Raw genomic sequence first — 17,157 nt, forward strand, 5'->3', positions numbered from 1 at the left:
TCCAACGGTGAGGGGACCAGAAGGTGGTTCAGACCGCTGCCATGGCCAATGCTGCCACGGCGAAACCGCTGAGGGAAAGGACTGTTTCGAGCGCGGTCCACGTTTTCAGCGTCTGGGGCACGGAAAGGCCGAAGTAGCGCGACACGATCCAGAATCCACCGTCGTTCACGTGGGAGGCGATGATCGAGCCCGCGGAGATCGCGATCACGATCAGGGCCAGCTGCGGCTGTGAGTAGTGCAGCTCCACCACCGTCGGCGCGACGATGCCGCTGGTGGTCACGATCGCGACTGTCGCCGAGCCCTGCGCGATGCGCATGCCGCAGCTGATGATGTACGCCGCGAGGACCACCGGCAGGCCCGCGTCGCCGAGGGACCCGGCCACGGCCTTGCCGATGCCGGTCGCCGAGAGCACGGCCCCGAAGAACGAGCCCGCGCCCACCACCAGCAGGATCATCGCGACCGGGCGCAGCGCGGCGGTCGAGAGTTCCGTGAGCTGTGCGCCGGTCATGCCGCGGCGACGGCCCAGCAGCCACATCGCGAGCAGGGTCGCGATCGTCAGCGCGATGGCGGGGGTGCCCAGGAAGGCCGCAACAGCCGCCACGGGCGAGTTCGCCGGAAGCGCGATGCTGCCGAAAGTGCCCAGCAGGATCAGCACGAGGGGGATCGCGATGATGCCGCCGACCAGCCGCAGTGACGGCGGGTCGCCGGCTTCTTCGACGTCGTCGCCGGCGAGCTTCGCGAACTCCTCGGCGAGCGGCACGTTCACGCGCTTGCCGATCCAGGTCGAGTACAGAATGCCGCCGATGAACCACGCGGGGATGCCGCAGATCGCACCCATCAGGATGAGCCAGCCGAGGTCCACGTGCAGCAGCCCGGCGGCCGCGACCGGGCCGGGGTGCGGCGGGATGAACGCGTGCGTGATCGACAGGCCCGCCAGCAGCGGCATCGCGTACAGCACGATCGAGCGGCCGCCCTGCTTGGCCGCCGCGTAGACCAGCGGCGCCAGCACGAAGATGCCGATGTCGAAGAACACCGGGATGCCGAAGATCAGGCCGGACAGGCCCATTGCCAGCGGCGCGCGTTTCTCACCGAACGAGCGCAGCAGCGCCGAGGTGAGCACGCGGGCGCCGCCGGAGCGTTCGAGGATCGAGCCGAGCAGGGTGCCGAGGCCGATGATCGCCGTGATGTGCCCGAGGATGCTGCCGAAGCCCTTTTCCAGCAAGGAGTCCGACGTCTTCTGCGCGGTGCCGACCAGCGTCCCCACGGGCAGGCCCGCGGCCAGCGCGGTCAGCACTCCCACCACGATCAACGCGATGAACGGTTCGAGCTTGACCTTGATGATGAGCACGAGCAGGACGGCGATCGAAACCGCGGCGAGCGTGAGCAGACCGCCGGTCGTGGTCTGCAGCCAGTGGATCATCGGCCCCTCCCGGGGTGACGAAGGGAATGGCCGGCGAGGGCGCCGGTGGGGTGGGTGTCCTCGATCGCGGCGACGCCGTTCACGAAGACGTGGGAGATCCCCTCGGCGGGCTGCCTCGGGTTTTCGAACGTGGCGGTGTCGGTGATCGTGGCGGGATCGAACAGCACCAGGTCGGCCGCGTACCCGGGGCGCACGAGCCCCCGGTCGGCGAGCCGCAGCCGCCGCGCCGGGCGCCCCGTGAGGTGCGCGACGCAGTCGGCCAGCCCGAGCACGCCCAGTTCACGGACGTAGCGGGCGAGGTAACGGGGGAAGGTGCCCCAGGCCCGCGGATGCGGCCGGTTGCCGACGAGCAGGCCGTCGGAACCGCCGGTGTGCGTGCGGTGGCGCATGATGGCCCGCACGTTCTCCTCATGGCCGATGTGCATCAGGCACGAGGTGCCGAGCCGCTCGTCGACCAGCGTGGCGAAGTACAGCTCGGCGGGCGATTTTCCTTGCCGGTGAGCGGATTCCGCGACGCTGTGGCCCACGAGGCCGGCGTTGCTCTCGCGGCGCACGCCGTTGATCTCGATGCCGGACCAGTCGATGGGCACACCGTGCGCGCCGTCCGAGCCGGTCTCCTCGATCTCGACGCGGATCCGCTCGCGGGTGTCCGCATCGGACAGTCGCGCGAGCGTCGCGTCGAGCCCGCCCTCGGTGGCCCAGCTCGGCAGCAGCGCGGAGAGATAGGTGGCGCCCGGCAGGTACGGGTAGGTGTCGAGGGTGATGTCGCCGCCGGCGTCGAGGGCGTCGTCCAGCAGCTTCAGCAGCTCCGGTGCTTTGCCCTTGTTGACGGAGAAGTTCATCGTGGCGTGCGCGAGGTGCAGCGGGCAGTCCGCGCGGCGCGACACGTCGACCATCTCGGCGAATGCTTCCAGCGCGCCCGCGCCGTAGCTGCGGTGGTGGGGGCTGTAGTAACCGCCGCGCTCGCCGACCACGCGGCACAGCTCGACGAGCTCGGCCGTGTCCGCGTACATGCCCGGGGTGTAGGTGAGCCCCGAGGACAGGCCGAAAGCGCCTTCTTCGAGCCCGGTCGCGATCAGTTCCCTCATGCCGTTGAGCTCGGGCTCGGTCGCCGGCCGGTTCTCCCAGCCGACGGCGAGCATCCGGACGGTGCCCTGCGGCACGAGGTAGGCGGCGTTCACGGCGACGCCGCGGTCGAGCCGGTCGAGGTACTCGCCGACCGAGCGCCAGTTCCAGTCGAAGCCGGCCGGGTCGTCGTTCCAGCCGGCGAGCTGCTGGCGCAGGGCTTCGAGCACGGTGTCGTCGACGGGCGCGTATGAGAGGCCGTCCTGCCCGAGTACCTCGGTGGTCACGCCCTGGGACACTTTCGCAAGGTGGTCCGGGTTGGTGAGCAGCTGCAGGTCGGAGTGCGAGTGCATGTCGATGAACCCGGGCGCGAGCACGAGGCCGTCGGCGTCGAGCACGCGCTTGCCGGTGAGCGAGCCGGGTTCGGCGACCTCGGTGATGCGGTCGCCGGTGATCCCGACGTCGTGGCGGGTCAGCGGGTCACCGGTGCCGTCCGCGACCTGGGCGCCACGGACCACCAGGTCCATCAGAACCACGTCCGCACGAAGTCGACGACGGTCTCGCCGTCGGTGTCCACCACCGGCAGCAGCGGCCACTTGTCGAACGTCGTGCACGGGTGCGAAAGCCCGAGCCGCACCCAGTCGCCGACCTCGACGGGGGAGTCGGCGGGCAGTGCCAGGAACGCGTGCTGGTCGTTCAGCTTCGTCACGGCGTGGCCGGTGAGCTCGGCGTTGACGCCGTTCTTGCGCAGCAACTGCGGTTCCGGCATGCCCTCGTCGTAGGGCAGATCGCGCTTGCCGGCCGTGAGCAGCGCCAGCTCGGGAGTGGGCTTCGAGGTGACCTGCGCCCACGCGTGCAGCGCGGCGTGGAACGGCTCGACGCCGGCCAGCCGCGGGTGCACGCCGAGCGGCGAGATCTCGCGGTAGAAGCCGTCGTCGTGCGTCACGTAGGCGCCGCTGCGCAGGATCGGCAGCACGTCCAGGCCGTCCGGCCACGGTTTCGTGAGCTCCTGGGCCACGCGGTCGAAGTACGCGCTGCCGCCGGCCGTCACGTAGACCTGGCCATCGGCGAGCAGGCCCTTGTCCGCGAACGCGATCGCCGAGTCGCGCAGAGTGTCTACATAGGAACTGATCTTGGCCAGGGCGGCGTCGTCGGTGTCGTGCGACAGCGCGCCCTCGTAGCCGCCCGTGCCGCGCAACCGCAGCGCGGGGCTCTTCGCGACCGCCTCGGCCACGGCCAGTGCCGTCTCCGGATCGCGCACACCGGTGCGCCCGCCGGCGCCGCCCAGCTCGACGAGCACGTCGACCGGCCGCGCGGACCCGGCCAGCGCCTCGGTCATCAGCTCGACCCCACGCACGGAGTCGACCCAGCACACGAACTCGAACGCCGGGTCCGCGGCCAGCTCGCCCGCGAGCCAGCGCAAGCCCGCCGGGTCCACGAGCTGGTTGGCCAGCAGGATCCGCGAAACGCCGAACGCGCGGTAGATCCGCAGGTGCCCGGCGTTGGCGGCGGTGACGCCCCACGCGCCGTGCGCGAGCTGGCGCGCGAACAGCTCGGGCGCCATCGTGGTCTTGCCGTGCGGTGCGAGCGCGATCCCGTGCCCGGCGCACCACGCGGCCATGGTGGCGAGGTTGTGCTCCACCGCCGCGGCGTCGAGCACCACGAACGGGCCGAAGAAGCCGTCGGCGAACAGGTTCGCTCGCCGGGCTGCGGCCTCGTCGAGGGTGAGCCCGGCCAGCGCGGGCGCGATCGAGCGGAAGCGCCAGTCGATCTTCTCGTCCCGGCCCGCGCGGACGGCGGCGATCAGGGTGGCGTGCTCGGAGCTGTTCATCGATTCAGACCTCGTCGACCGGATATGGTTGCGTATGGTGCAACGGGCGTTGCGCAAAATGCGCGACATAGGTGTAGCATCCGGTCCGCCACAGGTCAACGGGGTGACGGAACGGGGAGAAAGTCAGTGACCAGCCCGCCCGAGGTGCTCTGCATCGGCGAGTCGATGGCCCTGTTCGTACCGGCCGAACCCGGCCCGCCCGAACGGGTGCGCAGCTGGCTGCGCACCTTCGGCGGTGCCGAGTCGAACGTCGCCTGCCACCTGCCCGCACTCGGTGTTCCGAGCGCGTGGGTGAGCGCGGTCGGCGATGACCCGTTCGGCCGCGCGCTGGTGCGGGAGATCGCTTCGGCCGGCGTCGACGTGAGCGGCGTCGAGATCGATCCGGCGCGTCCGACGGGCTTGTACGTCAAGGAAAGCGGCGCCCACGGCAGCCCGGTGCGTTATTACCGCACCGGCTCGGCCGCGTCCGCGCTCGGACCGGACCTCGTGGACCGGCTGAACCTCGACGGTGTGCGCGTGCTGCATCTGTCCGGGATCACGCCGGCGCTGTCGGCCAGTTGCCTCGCGCTCGTGCGCGCGCTGCTGGAGGCCCCACGCGGGGAGCGACTCGTGTCGTTCGACGTCAACCACCGGCCCGCGCTGGGGCAGGACGTCGCCGTGCTCGCGAAGCTGGCCGGGCTCGCCGACCTCGTCCTCACCGGCGACGACGAGGCCGAACGCGTGTGGGGGACCGGTGACCCCATGCGGCTGCGCGAGCTGCTGCCCGGGCCGCGCGCCCTCGTGGTGAAGCACGGCGAACGCGGTGCGACGCTCGTCGAAGGCGATGCGGCGCCGGTGTTCGAACCCGCGCTGCGCGTGGACGTCGTCGAGCCGGTCGGTGCGGGTGACGCCTTCGCGGCCGGATTCCTCGCCGCGACCCTGCGCGGCGCCGACCCCTCGACCAGGCTGCGCCGCGGGCACCTCCAAGCGGCCGCGACGCTGCTGACCCACGACGACGTCGGCGAGCCCCTGCCCGCACCCGTGGTGGATACGCTGCTGCGCGCCAACGCCGAAGCGTGGGGCGCGGCCCGCTTGACGGGAGAGGGTGTGGTGGTGAGGTGAGCCAGAGCCTGGACCGGGCGCTGACCGTGCTGGCCGGGCTCGCCCGCGGTGCGAAGACGCTGGACGAGCTCGCCGAGGAGATCGGTGTGCACAAGACGACCGTGCTGCGCCTGCTGCGCACGCTCGAGTCGCACCACTTCGTACGCCGCGAGGGCACCCGCCACTACCGCCTCGGCAGCGCGCTGTTCGACCTCGCCAACCAGGCGCTGGAAGACCTCGACGTGCGTAGCAGCTCCCACGACTCGCTCGCGGCGCTCAACATCCGCACCGGGCACACCGTGCACCTCGCCTCGTACGAAGACGGCGAAGTCGTGTACATCGACAAATTCGAGGGCCACCACTCCGTGCGGATGTACTCGCGCATCGGCAAGCGCGCGCCCCTGCACTGCACAGCGGTCGGCAAAGTGCTGGTCGCCGCGATGCCGCGGGCGCGGCGCGAGGAGATCGCGAGTTCGCTGGACTACGTGGTGCTCACGCCGAACACGATCACCTCGCCCGAGGCGTACCTGGCGGAACTGGAGAAGGTCGCCGAGCGCGGTTACGCCGTGGACAACGCCGAGCACGAGGACTTCATCCACTGCATCGCGGCGCCGGTGCGCGGCGCGGGCGGCGAGGTGCTGGCCGCGGCGTCGATGTCGGTGCCGAAGGTGCTGCTGGACTACGACGGCCTGCTCGCGCTCGTGCCCGAGCTGCGCGCCGCGACCGACGAGGCTTCCGTCCACAGTGGATGGACGGGGAACGGAAAGGGGTAATGATGGGCAAGACGGCGATCACGACCGAGAACGCGCCGAAGCCGCCGGCGAAGTTCTCGCAGGCCGTCCGCAAGGGCAACATCCTGCAGGTCGCGGGCACGGTCGCGTTCGACCCCGCGACCGGCGCGGTCGTCGGCGACGACATCGCGACGCAGACGCGGCAGGTGTTCAAGAACATCGAGGCCCTGCTCACCGAGGCCGGTTCGGGCTGGGCCGACGCGGTGATGGTGCGCGTGTACCTCACCGACACGAGCCACTTCGCGCCGTTCAACGAGGTCTACAACGAGCTGATCGGCGAGGGGCCGCACTCGGCCCGCACCACGGTCTACGTCGGCCTGCCCGCCGGTCTCCTCGTGGAGATCGACGTGCTGTGCGTGCTCGACTGAGTTCGGTTTCCTGAGTTTCGCCGGGTTCGCCTGGGCTCGCCGGGGTGGCGGGCCCAGGCGCCCGGGTCAGTTTCGGGTCAGCCCAGCACGCTCGTGTAGGCGTTGATCGCCGGCTGGCCGCCGAGGTGCGCGTAGAGCACGTTCGACTCACGGGGGATCTCGCCGTGGCGCACGAGATCGATGAGCCCGGCCATGGACTTCCCCTCGTACACGGGGTCGGTGATCATGCCTTCGAGGCGCGCCACCGTGCGGATGGCGTCCACTGTGGACTCGTCGGGGATGCCGTAGACGCCGGCGTGGTAGCGCTCGTCGAGCAGGACCTCGCCGATGCCGGGCGCGCCGATGAGCTCGGCGGTGTTCTCGGCGATGCGGGTGATCTGGTCGCGCGTCTCGGCGGGCTTGGCCGACGCGTCGATGCCGAGGATGCGGCGGGGTCGTCGGCCCAGTGCGGCGCCCGCCACCATCCCGGCCTGAGTGCTGCCGGTCACGGAGCAGACCACCACGGTGTCGAAGAAGATGCCGAGCTCGCGTTCCTGTTCTTCCAGCTCCGCGACCCAGCCCGCGAACCCGAGCCCGCCCAGCGGGTGGTCGGACGCGCCGGCCGGGATCGCGTACGGCTTCCCGCCGCGTTCCTGGACCTCCGCGAGGACCTGCTCCCAGCTCTCCTTGAACCCGATGCCGAAGCCGGCCTCGACGAGCCGGACGTCGGCGCCCAGGATCCGCGACAGCTGGATGTTGCCGACCTTGTCGTGCAGCGGATCGTGCCAGTCGACCCAGCTTTCCTGCACCAGCACGGCTTTCAGCCCCGCGCGGGCGGCGGCCGCGGCGACCTGGCGGGTGTGGTTGGACTGCACGCCGCCGATGGAGACGAGCGTGTCGGCGCCCTGGGCGAGCGCGTCGGCCACGAGGTATTCGAGCTTGCGGGTCTTGTTGCCGCCGTAGGCCAGACCGGAGTTGAGGTCTTCGCGCTTGGCCCAGACGGTGGCGCCGCCGAGGTGTTCGGTGAGGCGGTCGAGCCGGTGGATCGGCGACGGGCCGATCATCAGCGGGAAACGCGGGAAGTCGGCGAGGCTCACGGGGTCTCCAGGGTTTCAGCGGTTTCCAGGCTTGCTTCCAGGTCGGACCAGATGGTCGAGGTGACCGCGGCGGCGGTTTCGGCGTCGCCGGCTTCGATCGCGTCGACGAGCTCGGTGTGCCGCCGGATCGAGCGGTGCGCGGGCAGCGAGCTGAAGCGCGCGTACTCGAGCCGTCGCAGCAACGGGGTGTAGCGCTCCAGCGTCGCGGCGACGGCGCGGTTGCCGCACGCGCGCACGGGCACGTCGTGCAGCTCGTCGTCGGCCGCGATCGCCGCGGCCACGTCCCCCGAACCGACCGCGGTGGCAAAGCGTTCGTTGGCCGTGCGCATCGCGGCGACCTGCTCGGTGCCGAGCCGGGGGAGGGCCTGGCGGATGGCGAACTCGTGCAATGCGCGGACCAGCTGAACGGCGTCACGCACCTCGTCGCCGGCGATGGCGGCCACCCGCGTGTAGCTCTGCGGCTTGGACTCCACGAGCCCCTCGCCGGCCAGGCGCAGCAAGGCCTGGCGCACGGGAGCGCGGGACAGGCCGAGCTCTTCGGCCAGGTCGGCGTCGCGCAGCGGGGTGCCGGGGGCGAGGCTGCCGTCGATGATGGCCTGGCGGATGCGGTCGTAGGCCTCGTCGCGCAGCAGCGGCCGGGTGACTTTGGGGAGCGGACTCACATCTAACATTTTAGATGCCTTTAGAGCTGTTCGACAAGGCCTTCGAGTCTCCGGGACTCAGAGACGACGAAGGCCCGTCCGCGGGTGGGCGGACGGGCCTCGGGGCGAGGGGTCAGTAGACCGGGCCGGTGTACTTCTCGCCCGGCCCCTGGCCCGGCGCGTCGGGGACGGTGGAGGCTTCGCGGAACGCCTTCTGCAGCGACTGCAACCCGTCGCGCAGCGGGCCGGCGTGCAGGCCCAGGTACTCTACGGACGACGTGACGAGCCCGGCCAGCGCCGTGATCAGCCGGCGCGCCTCGTCGAGGTCGCGGTGGGGCGAGGTGTCCGGGTCGGCATCGGCCAGGCCCAGGCGTTCGGCCGCGGCCGACATCAGCATCACGGCCGCGCGGCTGATCACCTCGACGCTCGGGATGTCCTCCAGGTCGCGGACATCCGGGGAATACGGGGGCTGTTGCGAAGGTTGTTCTGACACGTCTGGTACCCTTCCACGAGCGACCAGCCCTCGAGGAATCGGGGGCGGCAAGTGGAGCCCCGCTCCCACCCGTGTCACCGGTTCAGGTGTCCGGGTCCGGTCTCGCCGAAGTGGTGGATGTCGGTACATCTGTCACCTAGGCGAAGCGTTCGATCCTGACGATCGGGCGCGATCGGAGACAGAGCGGGCCCCGTGAACCGGCAAGCAGCCGGTGGCGGGGCCTGAATCATGTGGGCACCAGGTCGAGAAGAGAATTTGTCACTCGGACCAAGGAGGCCCCATCAGCTCCGAGACACGCATCAACGAACGTATCCGGGTGCCGGAAGTCCGGCTCGTCGGACCCAACGGCGAGCAGGTCGGCATCGTCCGGATCGAAGATGCGCTGCGGCTGGCACAGGAGAACGATCTCGACCTCGTCGAGGTCGCGCCTCAGGCCCGCCCGCCCGTATGCAAGCTCATGGACTTCGGCAAGTTCAAGTACGAGAGCGCGCAGAAGGCCCGCGAGTCCCGCCGCAACCAGCAGTTGACCGTCATCAAGGAACAGAAGCTGCGTCCGAAGATCGACCAGCACGACTACGAGACCAAAAAGGGTCACGTGTCACGGTTCCTGGCGGCCGGCAACAAGGTCAAGGTCACGATCATGTTCCGCGGTCGCGAGCAGTCCCGGCCGGAGCTCGGTTTCCGGCTGCTGCAGAAGCTGGCCGACGACGTGACCGAGCTGGGCTTCGTCGAATCGTCGCCCAAGCAGGACGGTCGCAACATGATCATGGTGCTGGCCCCGCACAAGAACGTGAAGCCGAAGGTCGCGAAGGCCGAGACGGCTCCCGAGGCATAACGCCTCCCGCAGCGCTCAGCACAGTCAGCGGCACACCGGGGCACCGGTGTGCCGCCGCACGGAAGAGGACAGAACAACAATGCCGAAGATGAAGACGCACAGCGGTACGTCCAAGCGGATCCGCGTGACGGGCACGGGCAAGCTGCGCCGCCAGAAGGCCGGCCGCCGCCACCTGATGGAGAAGAAGTCCAACCGCCTCACCCGGCGTCTCGAGGGCACGACGGAGCTCGCCAAGACCGAGGCCGGCCGCGTCAAGCGCCTGCTCGGCATCTGAGCCTGAGCCACCCTCCGCACACGTACTGATCACCCCGGGCGCCACCGCGCCCCCCGAATCGACAGGATGGACCAGTGGCACGCGTCAAGCGGGCGGTCAACGCCCAGAAGAAGCGTCGGTCAACTCTCGAACTGGCCAGTGGCTACCGCGGCCAGCGCTCGCGGCTGTACCGCAAGGCCAAGGAGCAGACGCTTCACTCGCTCAACTACGCCTACCGCGACCGCCGTGCGCGCAAGGGTGACTTCCGCCAGCTGTGGATCACCCGCATCAACGCGGCCGCTCGAGCCAATGGCGTGACCTACAACCGGTTCATCCAGGGCCTCAAGGTCGCCGGTGTCGAGGTCGACCGCAAGATCCTCGCGGACCTCGCGGTCAACGACGCCGCCGCCTTCGCGGCGCTCGCCGAGCTCGCCAAGGCGAACGTCAACACCGGCGAAGCGAAGTCGGCCTGACCGGCGGTTTTCCGCGACCCGGGGCGGTTCCGTTCACCGAACGGACCCCCCGGGTCGTTGCTGCGCGCAAGCTGACGCGCCGCGCGGAACGCGAAAAGACCGGCCGCTTCCTGGCCGAAGGCGCCAACGCCGTCGAAGCCGCGTTGGCGCACGGCACCGTTTTCGAGCTGTTCGCCACGGAACGCGCGGCTTCGGCACACCCCGAGTTGCTGGCTTCCGCTTCCTCGTCGGGCGTGGCGGTCTCGCTGATCACCGACCGCGCCGCCGACGGCCTTTCGGAAACCGTGACCCCGCAAGGCCTCGTGGCCGTGTGCGCGCTGGTCGACCGTCCACTCGAGACGGTGCTGACGGGTGCTCGCCTGGTGGTCGTGCTCGTGGACGTCGCCGAGCCCGGCAACGCCGGCACCGTGATCCGCGTCGCCGACGCCGCGGGGGCCGACGCCGTGATCCTCGCGGGCGACACCGTCGACCCCCACAACGGCAAGAGTGTCCGCGCCGCCGCCGGCAGCACCTTCCACGTCCCCCTGGCCCGCGAGCGCGACATCCCATCGGTGCTTTCGTCGTTGACCGCCGCCGGCCTGCGCACCCTGGCCGCCCACGGCTACGCGGACCGCTCACTCGAAGAGATCACGTTCGGTGACCCGGTCGCGTGGATCTTCGGCAACGAGGCCCACGGCTTGTCGCAGTCGGTCCTCTCGGCGGCCGACACCGCCGTCCGCATCCCGCTCTACGGCAAGGCCGAAAGCCTCAACCTGGCCACGGCGGCCGCTGTCTGCGTGTACACCGCCGCGATGGCCACGCACCGCTGACCGGCGTCGAGCTGCTCTAGATTTTCGCGACGGGCAGGCCCATCGCGGCACACGTTTGCGCATTCCCGGGGAACACGCCGACCGCGCCGACCGCGGCGGGGTCGATGTCGACCGCCGCGGAGGTCAGGACGCACGCGATGAGCGGAGGAACGACCCGGGGCAGTCCGGGCTTCTGCCACCCGGTGTGGTTGTCGGTCCACGTGGAGCGGCAGATCGACATGCTGTCGGCCGCGGCGTCTCCGCGGCCGTTGGGGCCGGCGCCGTTGATGCCGAAGGCGACGTGCTGGTTGTTCTCGGTGCTGGTGATGTCCGCGGTCCGGTAGCAGTAGGCGATCTCGCGTTCGCGCGGCGCCGCGGTGGTGACCTGTCCGGGTGCGGCCGGGGTGACCATCTGCGGGGTTCCTCGGGTCAGCACCGCGGTCGCACCGAGTCCGGCCAGAATCACGGCGGCGGCCGTGCCGGCCACGGCGAGCTTGGTCCGGCGCCGGACCGCGCGTGCCCCCTGCGCCTCGATCGCCTCGAAATCCAGCGACACCGGCGGCTGGTCGGAGCCCAGGGCCTGTTCGAGCAGTTCCCGCTCGGCCGTCATGGCAGGAGCCTTTCGGTCGGGTTGAGCGTGGTCGAGTCGAGCGACAGCAGCGTCCGCAGCGTGGCCAGGGCTCGGGCGGACTGGGACTTCACCGTGCCCTCGCTGATCCGCAACGTCGCCGCGGTCTCCGCGACCGAAAGGTCGCAGTAGAAGCGCAGGGCCACCACGGCCCGTTGGCGTGGCCCCAGCGTGCCGAGCGCCGCGCGGACGTCGGCGCCGTCCTCGGGCGCCGAGTCCCGCTGCGGGTGTTCAGGGGGTGCGGTCAGCAGTTCGGACCGGCGGTGAGGTTGCCGCGAGGCGTCGATCGCCAGCCGCGCCATGACCTTCCGCGCGTAGGCCTCGATGCCGTCCGGATCCAGCCGGTGCCAGCGCTTGTAGAGCCGTAGCAAGGTCACCTGCACGATGTCTTCGGCCAGGGCCCAGTCCCCGCACATCAGGAACGACACCCGGCACCACGCCGGCGCACGGTCCCTCGCCACGTCGGTGAAGTTCTTCCGATCCGCCACATCGCCACCCCTCGTCGATCACCCAATACGACACGGAGCGCCCCGGGGGTTGCATCAAGTGTGAAGATCTTTTCCGGTGCCGGCCTTCGTCGAGGTGAGTGCGGTGGCCTCCGGAGGCCTGGCGGGGTGATCGCTTCGGAAGCGGAGGGTGAGCGGCCGGGGCCGGTGGCCGATCCCCTAGACTGGGCTGCCCGATGTGCACGTGCGGCTTCCTGCCCGTGCGCTGCCGCTCAACCCGTCCCAGCGGACGCCGAGGAGTCATGTCCGGAGCCACAGACAAGCCGGTCGACGTGCTCGCACCGGAAACCCTGCGTGCGGCGATCAAGGCGGCCGAAGAGGCCTTCGCGGGTGCTGCCGACCTGGAGGCGCTCGCCGCCGTCAAGCCGGCGCACCTCGGGGACCAGGCGCCGCTGCTGCTCGCGCGCCGGGCCATCGGTGCACTGTCCAAGCAGGAGAAGGCCGACGCCGGCAAGCGGGTCAACGAGGCCCGCCAGGCCGCCCAGGCCGCGTTCGACGAGCGCCGTGCCGTGTTGCAGGCCGAGCGGGACGAGCACGTGCTGCGCGAAGAGGCCGTCGACGTCACGCTGCCGTGGGACCAGATCCCGCGCGGCGCCCGGCACCCGATCAGCACCGTGTCCGAGCGCGTGGCCGACGCGTTCATCGCGATGGGCTACGAGGTCGCGGAAGGCCCCGAGCTCGAGGCCGAGTGGTTCAACTTCGACGCGCTGAACTTCGGCAAGGACCACCCCGCGCGCCAGCTGCAGGACACCTTCTACGTGGGCGAAGAGGACTCCGGGCTGGTGCTGCGCACGCACACCTCACCCGTGCAGGCCCGCAGCCTCCTGCACCGCGACCTGCCGGTCTACGTCGTGTGCCCGGGCCGCACCTACCGCACCGACGAGCTGGACTCCACGCACACGCCGGTGTTCACGCAGGTCGAGGGCCTGGCCGTGGACAAGGGCATCACCATGGCCCACCTCAAGGGCACACTCGACGCGTTCGCACGCGCGATGTTCGGCGAGAGCTCCAAGACGCGGCTGCGCCCGCACTTCTTCCCCTTCACCGAGCCGTCCGCCGAGGTGGACGTGTGGTTCGAGGAGAAGAAGGGCGGCCCCGGCTGGGTCGAGTGGGGCGGCTGCGGCATGGTCAACCCCAACGTGCTGCGCGCGTGCGGCGTCGACCCCGAGGTGTACTCGGGCTTCGCGTTCGGCATGGGCATCGAGCGGACCCTGCAGTTCCGCAACGGCATCCCGGACATGCGCGACATGGTCGAAGGCGACGTCCGGTTCACCCTTCCCTTCGGAACGGAGGCGTAGTGAGAGTCCCGGTGAGCTGGCTGACCGAGCACCTCGACGTGGGTGACGAGGTCACGCCCCAGGACCTGGCCGACGCCTTCGTGCGGATCGGGATCGAGGTCGACGAGCTGAGCGAGCTCGGCCCCGTGACCGGCCCCCTCGTGGTCGGGCGCGTCGCCGAGATCGAGGAGCTGACCGGCTTCAAGAAGCCGGTGCGGTTCTGCCGCGTCGAGGTCGGCGAGGAGGCGGAGTCCGAAGAGGACACCGCCGCGTCCGATGAGGACGACGACGAGGACGACGACGAAGGCCCGATCGAGAACGAGGGCCCCCACGGCATCAAGACCCGCGGCATCGTCTGCGGTGCCAGCAACTTCGCCGAGGGCGACCTCGTCGTGGTCGCGTTGCCGGGCGTCGTGCTGCCGGGCGACTTCGAGATCGCCGCACGCAAGACATACGGCAAGGTCAGCGACGGCATGATCTGCTCCGCCAAGGAACTGGGCCTCGGCGAGGACCACAGCGGCATTCTCGTGCTGCCCCCGGGCACCGCGAGCCCGGGCGACGACGCCAAGGAGCTGCTGGGCCTTTCCGACACCGTCATCGAGGTCACGCCGACCCCGGACCGCGGCTACGCGCTGTCGATCCGCGGCCTCGCGCGCGAGCTGTCCAACGCGCTCGACGTGCCCTTCGGCGACCCGGCGATGCTCGACATCCCCGAGGCCGAGGGCGATGCGTGGCCGGTGCGGGTCGAGGACCCCGAAGGCTGCCCGCGGTTCGTGCTGCGCCGCGTGAAGGGCCTCGACGCCACGGCGCCGTCGCCGTGGTGGATGCGCCGCCGGCTGATGCTGGCCGGGATCCGGTCGATCTCGCTGGCCGTCGACGTCACCAACTACGTGATGCTCGAGCTCGGCCACCCGCTCCACGCGTTCGCGACCACCGCCATCCAGGGCGACCTGGTGGTGCGGCGCGCGAAGGCGGGGGAGAAGCTGACCACTTTGGACGATGTCGTGCGCACGCTCGACGCCGACGACATCGTGATCGCCGACGACTCCGGCGTGATCTCGCTCGCGGGCACCATGGGTGGCGCCAGCACGGAGATCACCCCGGAGAGCACCGACGTGCTCCTCGAAGCGGCGCACTGGAACCCCGCGTCGATCAGCCGCACGGCGCGCCGGCACAAGCTGTTCTCCGAGGCGGCCAAGCGCTTCGAGCGTTTCACCGATCCGGGCCTGTGCGCGGCCGCGGTCGAGCTGGCCGCCCGGCTGCTGCGCCAGTACGGCGAGGGCGCCATCCAGCCCGGCCGCACCGACGAGGGCGGCGTCGCGCCGCTCGCGCCGGTCACCATGCCGATCAACCTGCCTGACCAGGTGGCGGGCGTGCGCTACGAGCGCGGCGTCACCGTCCGGCGGCTCACGCAGATCGGCTGCAAGGTCCAGGTGAGCACCAGCGACGCGGGCATCTCGTCGGTCACGGCGACTCCGCCGAGCTGGCGCGCCGACCTCGTGCAGCCCGCCGACCTCGTCGAGGAGGTGCTGCGGCTCGAGGGCTACGAGAGCATCCCGTCGGTCCTGCCGGCGGCGCCCGCGGGCCGCGGCCTCACCGAGGAGCAAAAGCGTCGCCGCGGTGTCGCCCGTGCGCTGGCCGAGGCGGGTCACGTCGAGGTCCTGCCCTTCCCGTTCGTCAGTGACTCGGTGTGGGACGCCTTCGGCCTGCCCGAGGACGACGTGCGCCGCAAGACCGTCCGCGTGCGCAACCCGCTCGAGGCCGACCACGACCGCATGTCGACGACCCTCCTGCCCGGCCTGCTCGACACGCTGCAGCGCAACGTGTCCCGCGGCATGAAGGACGTGTCGCTCTTCCACATCGGCCAGGTCGTGCTGCCGAAGCCGCACCAGCTGAAGGTGCCGGACCTCGGCGTCGAACACCGGCCGAGCGACGAGGAGCTCGCCGTGCTGGAGGCCGCCGTGCCCGCCCAGCCGGTGCACGTCGCCGTCGTGCTCACCGGCCTGCGCCGCCGCGCCGGCTGGTGGGGCAAGGGCGAGCCGGCCTCCTGGGCCGACGCCGTCGAGGCCGCCCGCCTGGTGGCCGCGGCCGCGGGCGTGGAGCTCACGGTGCAGGCCGCGGATCTTCCGCCGTGGCACCCGGGCCGCTGCGCCCAGCTGCGCGTGGGCGACTGGCCGGTGGGCCACGCGGGCGAGCTGCACCCCAAGGTGGTCGAGGCCCTGGGCCTGCCGCCCCGCACGGTCGCGATGGAGCTCGACCTCGACGCCATCCCGCTGCCGGACTCCCGCCCGGCACCGAGTGTGTCGGCCTACCCGCCGGTGCTGCTCGACGTCGCCCTGGTCGCCGCCTCCGACGTCCCGTCCGCTGACCTCGCCGAGGTCCTGCGCTCGGGCGCCGGCGAACTCCTCGAAGACATCACCCTCTTCGACGTCTACACCGGCACCCAAATCGGCGACGGCAAACAGTCCCTGGCCTACAAGCTCCGCTTCCGGGCCCCGGACCGCACCCTGACGGTCGACGAAGCCACCAAGGCCCGCGACGCCGCCGTCTCCGCCGCCGGCGCCCGCTTCGGGGCCACGCTGCGCGCCTGACCCCTCACGGGCACCTGACCGACCTCGGTTGGGCACCTGGTGACTGACCTCGGTCCAGTGGGCCGGAGACACCGCCTCGTTGCGGAGTTTCCGGCCCACTGCCGGTTCTCCGCTCGGCGCCTGTCTCGGGCGCCTGCTCCGGGGGTTTGCTACGGCTGCTCGCGTGTGGGCACCGCGGGTACCTTTCGGCGAGTCCCGGTGCCGGCCCGGTCGCCTGCTGTACGAGTGGCCACCCGGCTGCCTGCCCCGGCACCCGCCACAGGGCCTCCCGCGGGCGTTGACCTCGGGTGGCTGCCGCGAATTCCTGGTCTCTCCCTTCGTCACGTCGTGGATCGCGGTCAGGTCAGGTTCTTCAAAGCCTCCCGTGTGGACAGTGGTGACAGCCCCGGGTGATCGCGCACAAAGGAGCGCACCCAGTCCGGAGCCGTTTTCGCGTGGTCGCGCAACGCCCAGCCGATGCCCTTCCTCAGGAAGAAATCGGGGTCATCGATGTTGGCTTCGATAGCCGTCGTCAAAAGGGTGCGGTCGACGTCCGTTTTCGCCGACACCTGGCAGATGACGGCGGTGCGGCGCCGCCAGCGGTCGGGGCCGGTGGCCCAGCACAGCAGCACCGGCGCGACCTCCGGGCGGTACTCGCGCAGGATCGGCCCGACGCGGCGGATCGCGACCTCGTCGACGAAGTCCCACCACGCACCGTCGACGATGAGCTCCTCGTAGAGGCCGAGCAGGTCCGGGTCCTGCCACCGCCGGTACGCGCGGTGGCCCGACAGATCGATCGCCGCGTAGCGCTCCTCGCGGAATTCGGCTTCGCGCCACAAGGCCAGGACGGTCGTTGAAAAACTCGCCCGATCCGGCAGAACGTGGGCGGCCAGAACCTCTTTCATGAGCGCGGCGCGCCCGGGTTTGGCCACCCCGCGATACGGCATCGCCGACTTCATGTACGCCTGCATGGCGGGCGCTTTCACCGGGTCTGCCCGGGCGGCGAGTCCGGTTCGGACAGCCGAGATCAACGCCTTGTCCACACCCATCCGCGCCCACCTC

Annotated in this window: 18 protein-coding genes; 9 read left to right on the forward strand and 9 right to left on the reverse strand. The window is 70.8% G+C overall.

Annotated elements, in window-relative coordinates; genetic code table 11:
• Positions 1-28: 28 nt before the first annotated feature.
• The 3 genes from QRX50_RS27415 to QRX50_RS27425 are packed head-to-tail and all read right to left on the reverse strand — an operon-like array spanning position 29 to position 4,316.
• Positions 29-1,420: a GntP family permease gene (locus QRX50_RS27415; protein WP_285966039.1), complete on the reverse strand. Its 1,392-nt coding sequence runs from the start codon at positions 1,418-1,420 to the stop codon at positions 29-31.
• Positions 1,417-3,012 (reverse strand): N-acyl-D-amino-acid deacylase family protein, encoded by a 1,596-nt coding sequence (locus tag QRX50_RS27420; RefSeq protein WP_285966040.1) that lies wholly within the window; start codon positions 3,010-3,012, stop codon positions 1,417-1,419. The genes QRX50_RS27415 and QRX50_RS27420 overlap by 4 nt, the downstream gene beginning before the upstream one ends.
• Complete coding sequence (locus QRX50_RS27425) at positions 3,012-4,316, reverse strand: amino acid deaminase (protein ID WP_285966041.1); 1,305 nt, start codon at positions 4,314-4,316, stop codon at positions 3,012-3,014. The genes QRX50_RS27420 and QRX50_RS27425 overlap by 1 nt, the downstream gene beginning before the upstream one ends.
• A 165-nt stretch (positions 4,317-4,481) precedes the next feature.
• Between QRX50_RS27425 and QRX50_RS27430 the strand changes: the two genes are divergently transcribed.
• Genes QRX50_RS27430 through QRX50_RS27440 form a run of 3 tightly spaced genes read left to right on the forward strand, consistent with a single transcriptional unit; the run spans position 4,482 to position 6,555 of the window.
• Positions 4,482-5,417 carry a sugar kinase gene (locus QRX50_RS27430; protein ID WP_285974572.1) on the forward strand — a complete coding sequence of 312 codons (936 nt, stop codon included), beginning with the start codon at positions 4,482-4,484 and terminating at the stop codon, positions 5,415-5,417.
• Complete coding sequence (locus QRX50_RS27435) at positions 5,414-6,169, forward strand: IclR family transcriptional regulator (protein WP_285966042.1); 756 nt, start codon at positions 5,414-5,416, stop codon at positions 6,167-6,169. Before QRX50_RS27430 ends, QRX50_RS27435 begins: the two co-directional genes overlap by 4 nt.
• 2 nt (positions 6,170-6,171) lie before the next feature.
• Positions 6,172-6,555, forward strand: coding sequence for a RidA family protein (locus tag QRX50_RS27440; RefSeq protein WP_285974573.1), 384 nt, complete (start codon positions 6,172-6,174; stop codon positions 6,553-6,555).
• Between the two features lie 77 nt (positions 6,556-6,632).
• Here the strand turns inward: QRX50_RS27440 and QRX50_RS27445 are convergent, their stop codons facing one another.
• From QRX50_RS27445 to QRX50_RS27455, 3 genes are all read right to left on the reverse strand, one after another.
• Complete coding sequence (locus QRX50_RS27445) at positions 6,633-7,631, reverse strand: 1-aminocyclopropane-1-carboxylate deaminase (protein ID WP_285966043.1); 999 nt, start codon at positions 7,629-7,631, stop codon at positions 6,633-6,635.
• A complete protein-coding gene (locus QRX50_RS27450) occupies positions 7,628-8,293 on the reverse strand; it encodes a GntR family transcriptional regulator (RefSeq protein WP_434533144.1) in 666 nt (221 codons plus the stop codon). Before QRX50_RS27450 ends, QRX50_RS27445 begins: the two co-directional genes overlap by 4 nt.
• A gap of 112 nt (positions 8,294-8,405) precedes the next feature.
• Positions 8,406-8,765, reverse strand: a complete 360-nt coding sequence (locus QRX50_RS27455; protein WP_285966045.1) for a DUF1844 domain-containing protein — start codon at positions 8,763-8,765, stop codon at positions 8,406-8,408.
• A 211-nt stretch (positions 8,766-8,976) separates the two neighbouring features.
• Here QRX50_RS27455 and infC point away from each other — a divergent pair, with 211 nt between their 5' ends.
• The 4 genes from infC (at position 8,977) to QRX50_RS27475 (ending at position 11,135) form a co-directional block, all read left to right on the forward strand.
• On the forward strand, positions 8,977-9,600 hold the full coding sequence (gene infC, locus QRX50_RS27460; protein WP_434533145.1) for a translation initiation factor IF-3: 624 nt from the start codon (positions 8,977-8,979) through the stop codon (positions 9,598-9,600).
• 79 nt (positions 9,601-9,679) lie between these two features.
• Positions 9,680-9,874: a 50S ribosomal protein L35 gene (gene rpmI, locus QRX50_RS27465; protein WP_086672342.1), complete on the forward strand. Its 195-nt coding sequence runs from the start codon at positions 9,680-9,682 to the stop codon at positions 9,872-9,874.
• A gap of 74 nt (positions 9,875-9,948) precedes the next feature.
• Positions 9,949-10,326 carry a 50S ribosomal protein L20 gene (rplT, locus tag QRX50_RS27470; protein WP_285966046.1) on the forward strand — a complete coding sequence of 126 codons (378 nt, stop codon included), beginning with the start codon at positions 9,949-9,951 and terminating at the stop codon, positions 10,324-10,326.
• Between the two features lie 71 nt (positions 10,327-10,397).
• Complete coding sequence (locus QRX50_RS27475; protein WP_434533365.1) at positions 10,398-11,135, forward strand: TrmH family RNA methyltransferase; 738 nt, start codon at positions 10,398-10,400, stop codon at positions 11,133-11,135.
• Between the two features lie 16 nt (positions 11,136-11,151).
• Here QRX50_RS27475 and QRX50_RS27480 read toward each other — a convergent pair whose 3' ends face one another.
• Positions 11,152-11,724, reverse strand: coding sequence for a hypothetical protein (locus QRX50_RS27480; protein WP_285966048.1), 573 nt, complete (start codon positions 11,722-11,724; stop codon positions 11,152-11,154).
• Entirely contained in the window at positions 11,721-12,230 is a 510-nt protein-coding gene (locus QRX50_RS27485; protein WP_285966049.1) for an RNA polymerase sigma factor, read from the reverse strand. Before QRX50_RS27485 ends, QRX50_RS27480 begins: the two co-directional genes overlap by 4 nt.
• A 260-nt stretch (positions 12,231-12,490) precedes the next feature.
• Between QRX50_RS27485 and pheS the strand changes: the two genes are divergently transcribed.
• Entirely contained in the window at positions 12,491-13,546 is a 1,056-nt protein-coding gene (gene pheS, locus QRX50_RS27490) for a phenylalanine--tRNA ligase subunit alpha (protein WP_285966050.1), read from the forward strand.
• Positions 13,546-16,116: a phenylalanine--tRNA ligase subunit beta gene (pheT, locus tag QRX50_RS27495; RefSeq protein WP_285966051.1), complete on the forward strand. Its 2,571-nt coding sequence runs from the start codon at positions 13,546-13,548 to the stop codon at positions 16,114-16,116. The genes pheS and pheT overlap by 1 nt, the downstream gene beginning before the upstream one ends.
• Positions 16,117-16,454: 338 nt before the next feature.
• On the opposite strand, the gene QRX50_RS27500 is transcribed toward pheT, so the two are convergent.
• Positions 16,455-17,144, reverse strand: coding sequence for a DNA alkylation repair protein (locus QRX50_RS27500; protein ID WP_285974575.1), 690 nt, complete (start codon positions 17,142-17,144; stop codon positions 16,455-16,457).
• Between the last annotated feature and the right edge of the window lie 13 nt (positions 17,145-17,157).

The organism is Amycolatopsis sp. 2-15 (genome assembly GCF_030285625.1).
In the GTDB taxonomy this organism is placed as follows: Bacteria; Actinomycetota; Actinomycetes; order Mycobacteriales; family Pseudonocardiaceae; genus Amycolatopsis; species Amycolatopsis carbonis.

Bases quoted from the DNA above. Each gene is read 5' to 3' on its own strand.
- QRX50_RS27480 (WP_285966048.1), bottom strand. From the start codon at position 11,724: ATGACGGCCGAGCGGGAACTGCTCGAACAGGCCCTGGGCTCCGACCAG.
- QRX50_RS27420 (WP_285966040.1), bottom strand. From the start codon at position 3,012: ATGGACCTGGTGGTCCGTGGCGCCCAGGTCGCGGACGGCACCGGTGAC.
- QRX50_RS27500 (WP_285974575.1), bottom strand. From the start codon at position 17,144: ATGGGTGTGGACAAGGCGTTGATCTCGGCTGTCCGAACCGGACTCGCC.
- rpmI (WP_086672342.1), top strand. From the start codon at position 9,680: ATGCCGAAGATGAAGACGCACAGCGGTACGTCCAAGCGGATCCGCGTG.
- pheS (WP_285966050.1), top strand. From the start codon at position 12,491: ATGTCCGGAGCCACAGACAAGCCGGTCGACGTGCTCGCACCGGAAACC.
- QRX50_RS27430 (WP_285974572.1), top strand. From the start codon at position 4,482: ATGGCCCTGTTCGTACCGGCCGAACCCGGCCCGCCCGAACGGGTGCGC.
- QRX50_RS27440 (WP_285974573.1), top strand. From the start codon at position 6,172: ATGGGCAAGACGGCGATCACGACCGAGAACGCGCCGAAGCCGCCGGCG.
- QRX50_RS27425 (WP_285966041.1), bottom strand. From the start codon at position 4,316: ATGAACAGCTCCGAGCACGCCACCCTGATCGCCGCCGTCCGCGCGGGC.
- QRX50_RS27415 (WP_285966039.1), bottom strand. From the start codon at position 1,420: ATGATCCACTGGCTGCAGACCACGACCGGCGGTCTGCTCACGCTCGCC.